Consider the following 8,622-nt stretch of genomic DNA (forward strand, 5'->3'; position numbering starts at 1 on the left):
GAGAAAGCGGTCAATCTCGGATCAGAGCAGTTCTACGTGCATTATTTCGCAGGCCTGTCATGGCTCGACCTGGGCCATCCCGACACGGCCATGGAATCATTCCGTCGTGCGCTGGAATCCGGCTACCCGAAAAAATTGCTGGCGGCTGATCCTCATCTGGCCATTATCAGCAACACCGCGGAATTCCGGTTCCTCATCGCCGACTGACCCTACGGTTTCAGATACCCCCGTGAGCGATGCCTGACATCGGACCCGGCAAGGGGTCGCAAGGGTGATGTACACACTGCCGGCTCGACGACCTCACCGTCCGGCACAATTCGGATATGCTAGTCGGGCGGGGGTCGCAGGGAAGGTTACATGGGATTCGCAATCCAGCACGGATTCCGGCTCGGAAGCCTGGAAGTCTACCCCGGCCACGGGGAGGTTCTGGGTCCAGAAGGACCGATCGAGCTTGATCGCGACGCGTTCCGCGTGCTGGTGGCCCTGGCCGAGAATTTTCCTGGCGAGGTGCTATTCACGCGTCCATTCCTTGGCTCTTTTCTTTTGGAATTTCACCCAAGAACTCAACATATTCGCCGGTAACTCATAGCCCTTGTTTTTAGCTTCTAGCATAAAATGTCCGGCATAATTCGTACCCCACTCCGATACATATCTACTATTACCAGGCCAGTAAGAAAACCCTCCATCTGTGGTTTGGAAAGATTTATATTTCGTTAATGCAGCGTTGATATTCTCTTGTACTTTTGCCTTTTCAGCTGCAGACATTTCAACAAAATTAGATAGATACAATTGAGGGAACACCGCAGAAGTAGTTTGCTCTATACAACCGTGCGGGTAACGAATTAAATACGAAAGTTGTTTCTCTAAATTTAAGTAGGGAATGCGAGAAATTTCCACTTTTGTTTCATTGGTACCTCTAATTCCAAAGGCTGAATAAACATCACTAAATGTTGAATTTCCTTCAACCGACTTCACTTTCGATTGCGTCATAGGAGGGTTAGCTGGACGCACCAATATTTCTATTTCTTCAAAAGACTTCTCTTTACCCGAACTTACCTCTACTTTAAATTTACCTACACCTAATTTATTGGCTACTTCGTAATCAAAGAAAATTGTTTGATCTCCTTTTCCTGTAAAGTTCACCGTTTGTTGTGTACTACCCTTGGCCACTAAATATTCATTAGAACTTACCTTAACTGCCACTTGCTTGATTTTGTTACTCATAGCAATGATGTTCACCGGCACTTTAATCTGCTCCTTCGGCCCTAACACCCTTGGTAAAGTGGCTTGTACCATCAAAGGCTGTTTCACTTGGATTTCCTTTTCCGTTGAACCATAAGCCCCATTATGTGCAGCTACTACCATTACGCGAACTGCACCTATGTAATTGGGCATATTAATTTTATGACTCGCTTCCTCACCTTCTTCTAAATAAAAAGGTCCTAAGTATTTTACAACGGGCTTAAATCGATTTGCAGATGCATCTTCCTTGTACACCAATCCTTCATCTCCTCCTATAGCCAAGAGAGCAGCCATTTTTCCCGTTTGTGCACTCATTACATACTTGTACATATCCCAAGTACGCACACTTAAAGCCTCTTTACTGTAGAATGAAGGCCATAAATCTGGAGTTTGAAAACGGGTTAAAGAGAGTAAACCTTCATCTACAACTGCCAAGGTGTAAGCCATAGCTTTGCCGTCTTTCTCTTTCACCTTCACCGAATAATCAGACAAAGGTTGCACGGTTTCTGGCGCTGTTATCTGAGGAGCTAAATGCGTCGCTGGATCAGAAACAGCCACCGGCGTTATACCATACATACGAATAGGTAAGGCATTTTCCGTTTGTCCGTGCGGCTGTACCAAGGTTGCACTTACATAAATGTTCGGTGCCATTTCTTCCGTGGTAGGAATTTCTAGAACAGTAGATTTATCATCAGCTTCTTGCCAATAGCTTGCAAGAATTTGATCTCCTTTTTCAATGGTCACATAAAACCTTCCTATTCCACCCGATGGAACGGTAATTTTTGCAGTTTCACCCACATCATAACTCTCCTTATCGGTTTCTAAGTTCAACATAGAAGCCGCCTCACTGTTGCCGTTATCGTCTGCGTACCATCCAGAATAATCTGCATAGAAGCTTTGCATAGCGCTATGACCAGAATTTTCATCGATTACCCTGAGCATGTATTTCCCCCATCCTCTTTCTGGAAATTTCAATGTGTAATTGGCCTTTCCATTTTTCACGTAAAAGCTTTCTGACTTCACTAAATCTGATGAGTTACGCGAAACATAATTGGTGAGATCATCTTCTCCATTTCCTTCCCACCACCAGTTGTAAGAAACTTTATATAATTCAACCTTCACTTTTCTCGACAAAGGAGAGCCATCTTCGTCCACAGCAGCTATAGATACTGCATGCTCATCTTCAGAATTCAAAGCAGTTCTCCAATTCGTTCCTCCATCCATTTTAAGTCCAACATAACTGGTGAAGGGCGAATATTTTTTAGAAACGTAATCTTGACTGAAATCACCTCCTTCTTCAAAAACTTTGGTACTCCATCTCACCTTTAACATTCCTGGTGCATCCTCCGGCTTTTCCCAATCAAAACTCACTTTTGCGCTACCTGAAGCATCTGTTTTCACCTCTGCTAAAAGCGGTTCTTCTAAATAATACCTTTTAGACCTATCATCAAATTGATAATTCTCATAGCCTTTAAACGTAGTTTTCAAACCAAAGACATCTAGCTCAACTGCCGCTTTCAGATTTGCAGCAGGTGCTCCGTACAACCAATCAGCTTGCAAGTTTGCACTCACCGCCGAAGAATGATCTAATACATCTGCCAAATCATAGTTAATGCGTATTCTATTGGGTTTTACTGTTTCAATTTTCAAATACTTATAGAAATCAGAATTTCCAACAATAGCTTTTGCCTTCCACTTTCCAGTTGGTGAATCGGGCATAGTTTTAAAGGTGAAAGCATATAAACCTTTCACTCCTTCGGTAGATACTTTTTTGGTATATAATTTCCCCATTGGGTCAAAGATCTCAAGTACCACAGGGTGATTTTTAGGAAGTGTCTCCAGTTTATCTTCCAAGGCAAAGGTTAGGAAAACAGAATCTCCTGGTCGCCATACGCCACGTTCTCCGTAGATATGTCCTTTGATTCCTTTTTCTATATGTTTACCACCTACTTCATACAAACTTGTAGAAAGCGATGAACCATTATCTACACGTAAATACCCACGTTGTGTACCTTTTTTGGCAATCAATAAGTAAGCTTTACTTCCTGGATTTATAGAGAGTAAACCATCTCCATCTGTTGTACCCGTAGCAATTAACTGATTTTGGAAATTGTAGGCTTCCACCGTAATTCCTTTCAGTGGGTCTGTAGTTCTTAAATCGGAAATGGCGATTTCATAACGGTTATCCGCTCCCTCTTTAGCTATGATTCCGAAATTACTCGACAATACATTTCTGCTAACTTGACGGTTGTAATATTTATAATAGCTATCTGTACATGGGTTGTCTTTATCTCTGTAATCGTATCCACCATCAAACCAACGGTCCACATTCATGTAGTATTCGTTGGATTCGTAGTTTTGCTCTCTTCGTTTCAAAGGTTTTATAAGCCCTGTTGAATCTCCACAAGGATATAAAGATTGGTGACGTTCGTACGACATCATTACCCTGTATATTGAACCCGGCTCAGAATCTATATAACGATTTAAATCAATTTTAAAATTATTCCACACCCCATAGTCGATAGGTTCTGAAGTTACCAAATCTACACTTCCATCGTAAATCAATCTTCCTACACGCGCCAAATCAGAACTTCCGTTGTGATGGTTCTCTTGAAAAAACTGGTTCACGTTATTCTCAAAAACACGTAAAATTCTCAAGTTAACAGCCTTTAGATTAACAGCTTTAAAAGGGAAGTCTATCGTACCATTGTTTGAGGGCATAATTACACCATCACCAATGAGTTCTAATGCCGGTTTTTCTGTATTAAACGTAAGTCCTTTTACGAATTGTTTTTTGAGTGAAAAACCTTTGCTATTGCGTATCGTTTTATTTACAACCAAAGTTTCCACCTTTTCCATTTTCCCTTGGGGATAAGCCTTGATTTCATTACCATCAATGCTTAATCGCAACTTCTTACCTGATGAAAGGTATACCAAACCATTGAGGTCTTGATTTTCATCCAAGGGATCAGAACACTGAATGGAAAAATACAATCCTGGCTCTTGCACTACTTTGGCCTGAACTACGACAAACTCATCGAGCGGTGGAACGCGCATCTCTAATTGCTCCTCTACCTCGACTCCTATTGGTTCTCCATTCCACGACAACACCACTTTACTCGCTTGTGCACTTCGTTCAACTCCTGTTAATGTGAAGGAGTGTCGTTTTGCCGCGTTTTTATGTTCCCAAATAATGTTTAAAGATTTACCATTTTGCGTAGCCTTAAAACACGCTTCAACCATGGCAGGCAGCGCCATATCTCCAGTTCTTACACTTCCTTTAATATCTTGCTTTGAATAATCCTTATTACTTTGCGTGTAAATACCTGTAAATTCTACAAATAAATTTTGGTGCATCACCATGAAACCAAATTCCAACGTTTCGTATTCATCCTCTACTTCTAAAAGCTCATTTAATTGAAAGCTTCCTTTGTATTTTTGTCCGCCCACAAGCGTTTCATTGGGTCGAAATGCTATGCTTTGCTTATCTATCCAATATGCCTCTCCTTCTATACTTGGTTCAAATTCGAATAAATCTCCTTCTATTTTTTCTCCCGCAACAGCACTTTCTACCGGTGCCACGAGAACAACTTTAATTTCATCTTGATTGGAAATAACACCCGAAGTAAAGGCTGTGATATAATCACTAAAACCGGGGTTAACTTTAATTTGAGCTAAATCAATCTCTTTGTTTGAGCACGAAAACAAGATAAACGTAGCTAGGAAGAAGGTGATAAACTTTTTCATTTTTTGAAGGAATAAAATCTTAATAAATGGTGTGTTGATTTAAAAAAAGAAGCTGCTTTTTTCAAGTCGCCTAAAAATACAGTTTTCAGCTTAAAAAAGCAGGGAACACAGGGCGCTTTTTCTACAATTTTTCAATTTTCCTCCAAACAAGAAAGAAAGCTTATTTTTGCAGCAAACATTTCGGGAATGAAAAGCACGGTATTATCAGTCAATTGGAAATTAGCACAACAAGTATTTGAAGCATTGGTCACAGAAAATGAAAACTTCTTAACCTTGAGCATTCGTCTAAGCGCAAATAGCGCTCCTTACTTAAAGGAAGATGAGGAAGCTTTGCTCCAATTCGAAAATGTTTTCGGGTACAGTGTAACTGCGATAGATGCCGAAAGTTATGCGAAAGGAGCCTACCGATGGAAGGAAGAAACATTAACATGGGGTGGATTTCTGGAACTAAAGAAAAGCAACTTTTTACAAGAAACTCCTCCCAACTTTAAACAAATACTTCCGAATTCCAAAGGTTTAAAACTTAGACACTTTGTAGTATTTACTCCTACGCAAATTATAGAATGCATTGCCGAAGATTACCGTTTTAGCTTTAAAAATGACGCAGGTGAAGCCATAGAAGCAAAGTATCCGAAAGCTTATTTGAATTACTACCTTTCCTTGTTTTTCACTCATTTTGCAATGGTAAATGCAGAAAATTTGCGCATGTTCACCGATTTGTACTTACAACTCACCAAACGCAAAGATTTTCCTTTGTTGCAAGAAGAAGTAAAAGCCATAGAGAAAAATAAAGACACAGGTCTTGTATTGAAATACATTCATAGTTTAACGCAAAGTAAATTCGCAGAAAAGCAATTGAAGGAAGTGTTGAAATATATACTTCAGTATAAATAAACCCAGTTGAATTTTCTCGAAAAGCTAATAGACAACATACCCTCGTGAGAAAGAGTTTAGGTTTCTTAATACTCTCACACTCCTGTACGCTGTTCTGTTCCCATTCGTGTAGGTTGGAAAGCTGCCTTAGGCTAATTTTTTCAAAACACTTATTTGCTCGTTAAATCTCCTATCTTTGCACCATGCTTAGAGTTGGAATAGTTAATACATTAGAAATACTTCGTTTTACGAGTGTTGGAGCTTATTTAGGAGACGATCAGGACAATGATGTTTTATTGCCGAACAAATATCTTACAGAAGATATGAAAGAAGGTGATGAAATTGATGTGTTTTTGTACCACGATTCTGAAGACAGAATTGTAGCAACTACGCAACGACCACTCATCAAGCTGAATGAATTTGCTTATTTGAAGGTGAAAATGGTAACCAAGTTTGGTGCATTTTTAGACTGGGGATTGGAAAAAGATCTTTTGGTGCCTTTTAAGGAGCAAACTACCAAAATGGAGGAAAATGGTACTTACCTCATCTACATGTATTTGGATGAACAAACCGGTAGATTGGTAGGAACTGCAAAAGTGAAAAAACACTTCTTTGATGAGGTGTTGGACCTAGAAGTTGATGATAAAGTAGAACTTTTGATTTGTAATGAAACAGATTTGGGGCAAAACGTTATCGTGAACCAAATGTATTCTGGGTTGATTTACCACAACGACATTTCTCGTCCGCTAAAGAAGGGTGAATTGACTACAGGTTATGTTTACACCATAAGAGAAGATGGAAAGTTAGACATTCGTTTGGACAAGAGTGGTTATGAAAAGATAGAACCCAATGCCGATAAAATTTACGCCGCAATTATTGAAAACGGTGGTAAATTGGCCTTGACGGACAAATCTCATCCAGACGATATTAGAGAGCGTTTAGGAATGAGTAAAAAGACCTTTAAAAAATCATTGGGTAACTTATACAAGGCGCGTAAAGTTGTCATTCACGACGATTACATAGAGCGTGTAGATTAGGTTTCTAGATAATATTAAAAAAGCGACTACTCTTTAAGAATAGTCGCTTTTTTTATGCTTATTCAATTTATAACCTACACTAATTTAGCTTATAAAACGGTTAACCTCGCAAGATCAACCGTTTTACCTGTAAACAAAAACCGATGTATTATTGTGCTAGGTCAAATCTATCTGCGTTCATGACTTTCGTCCATGCTTCTACGAAATCTTTTACAAATTTCTCGTTGGCATCATGAGTTGCATAAACCTCTGCTATCGCTCTTAATTCTGAGTTAGATCCGAAGATCAAATCAGCTCTTGTAGCTGTCCACTTCACCTCATCTGTTACTCTATCTTTTCCAACAAACTCCTTTTTGTCATCCGAAGTTGCTGTCCAAACTGTACCCATATCTAACAAGTTCACGAAGAAAGCATTGTTCAATGTTCCAGGTGTTGAAGTAAACACTCCATGTTTTGAACCATCATAGTTAGCGTTTAATACACGCATTCCTCCCACAAGTACGGTCATTTCTGGCGCTGTTAAACCTAACAACTGTGCTTTATCTACCAGCAATACCTCAGTCTGGAGGGTGTAATCTGTTTTTTGGTAATTTCTAAACCCATCAGCCATAGGTTCTAATACTGCCATTCCAGCTGCATCTGTTTGCTCAGCCAAAGCATCCATTCTACCGGGTGTAAAGGGAACTTCTACACTTACTCCAGCCTTACGAGCCGCTTCTTCTACCGCTACTACTCCACCTAATACAATTAAGTCAGCCATAGAAACTTTCATATTGCCATTTTTAGCGTTGAAATCCTTCTGAATTCCATTGTAAACAGCCAATACTTTTTTCAATTCTTCAGGGTTGTTTACTTCCCAGTTTGCTTGAGGTGCTAAACGAATGTGCGCTCCATTTGCTCCTCCTCTTCGGTCTGATTCTCTGTAAGTTGAAGCTGAAGCCCATGCCGTAACAATTAATTGCTCCTGCGTTAATTCAGAATTTAAAATGCTTTGCTTTAACTCCTTAATTTCTTTTTCCCCAATTATCGTATGATCTACAGCTGGAATTGGATCTTGCCAGATGTAATCTTCTTGAGGCACTTCTGGTCCCCAGTAGCTCGAGCTTGGTCCCATATCTCTGTGCGTTAACTTAAACCAAGCTTTGGCAAAGGCCTCTTCAAATTCCTTTGGGTTTTCATAAAATCTTCTTGAAATCGCAGCGTAAATGGAATCTTCTCTCAACGATAAATCTGTTGTCAACATCGTTGGGGTTACTGTTTTATCTTTGTCAAAAGCATGTGGATACATCTTCTCAGGGTTCTTTGCTTGCCACTGATGTGCCCCTGCCGGACTCTTTACCAATTCCCACTCGTTTTCAAACAAGCTCTTGAAGAAATCATGACTCCATTGCGCAGGAGTTGAAGTCCAAGTCACCTCTAAACCAGAAGTAATCGCATCTGCGCCTTTTCCAGATTTATAAGTAGACTTCCATCCCAAACCTTGCTCTTCAATGCCAGCAGCCTCGGGTTCTGGCCCCACATTATCTGCCGGACCTGCACCGTGAGTTTTACCAAAAGTATGTCCCCCAGCAATCAAAGCAACTGTTTCTTCATCATTCATCCCCATTCTGCCAAAAGTCTCTCGAATATCTATCGCTGCTAATTTTGGATCTGGATTACCATTCGGTCCTTCTGGGTTTACATAAATCAACCCCATTTGTACAGCTGCCAAAGGATTTTCTAA

General features: G+C 40.2%; 5 protein-coding genes. 3 read left to right on the top strand and 2 right to left on the bottom strand.

The genetic code is table 11. The annotated features are described in order from the left end of the window. Positions 1–207: hypothetical protein (locus AC22ZQ_RS09940; protein ID WP_318958632.1), on the top strand; the 207-nt coding region annotated here is incomplete at its 5' end. A 303-nt stretch (positions 208–510) separates the two neighbouring features. Here AC22ZQ_RS09940 and AC22ZQ_RS09945 read toward each other — a convergent pair. Beyond that, a complete protein-coding gene (locus AC22ZQ_RS09945) occupies positions 511–4,989 on the bottom strand; it encodes an alpha-2-macroglobulin family protein (protein ID WP_318958633.1) in 4,479 nt (1,492 codons plus the stop codon). A 186-nt stretch (positions 4,990–5,175) separates the two neighbouring features. On the opposite strand from AC22ZQ_RS09945, the gene AC22ZQ_RS09950 reads away from it, so the two are divergent. Together AC22ZQ_RS09950 and AC22ZQ_RS09955 are read left to right on the top strand one after the other, a co-directional pair. Next, positions 5,176–5,883 carry a hypothetical protein gene (locus AC22ZQ_RS09950; RefSeq protein WP_318958634.1) on the top strand — a complete coding sequence of 236 codons (708 nt, stop codon included), beginning with the start codon at positions 5,176–5,178 and terminating at the stop codon, positions 5,881–5,883. Positions 5,884–6,065: 182 nt separating this feature from the next. Continuing rightward, complete coding sequence (locus AC22ZQ_RS09955; protein WP_318958635.1) at positions 6,066–6,899, top strand: CvfB family protein; 834 nt, start codon at positions 6,066–6,068, stop codon at positions 6,897–6,899. 148 nt (positions 6,900–7,047) lie between these two features. On the opposite strand, the gene katG is transcribed toward AC22ZQ_RS09955, so the two are convergent. After that, positions 7,048–8,622, bottom strand: a 1,575-nt coding sequence (gene katG / locus AC22ZQ_RS09960) for a catalase/peroxidase HPI (protein WP_318958636.1), incomplete at its 5' end; no start/stop codon positions are given.

This window comes from Lishizhenia sp. (genome assembly GCF_057456495.1).

Bases quoted from the DNA above. Each gene is read 5' to 3' on its own strand.
- AC22ZQ_RS09945 (WP_318958633.1), bottom strand. From the start codon at position 4,989: ATGAAAAAGTTTATCACCTTCTTCCTAGCTACGTTTATCTTGTTTTCG.
- AC22ZQ_RS09950 (WP_318958634.1), top strand. From the start codon at position 5,176: ATGAAAAGCACGGTATTATCAGTCAATTGGAAATTAGCACAACAAGTA.
- AC22ZQ_RS09955 (WP_318958635.1), top strand. From the start codon at position 6,066: ATGCTTAGAGTTGGAATAGTTAATACATTAGAAATACTTCGTTTTACG.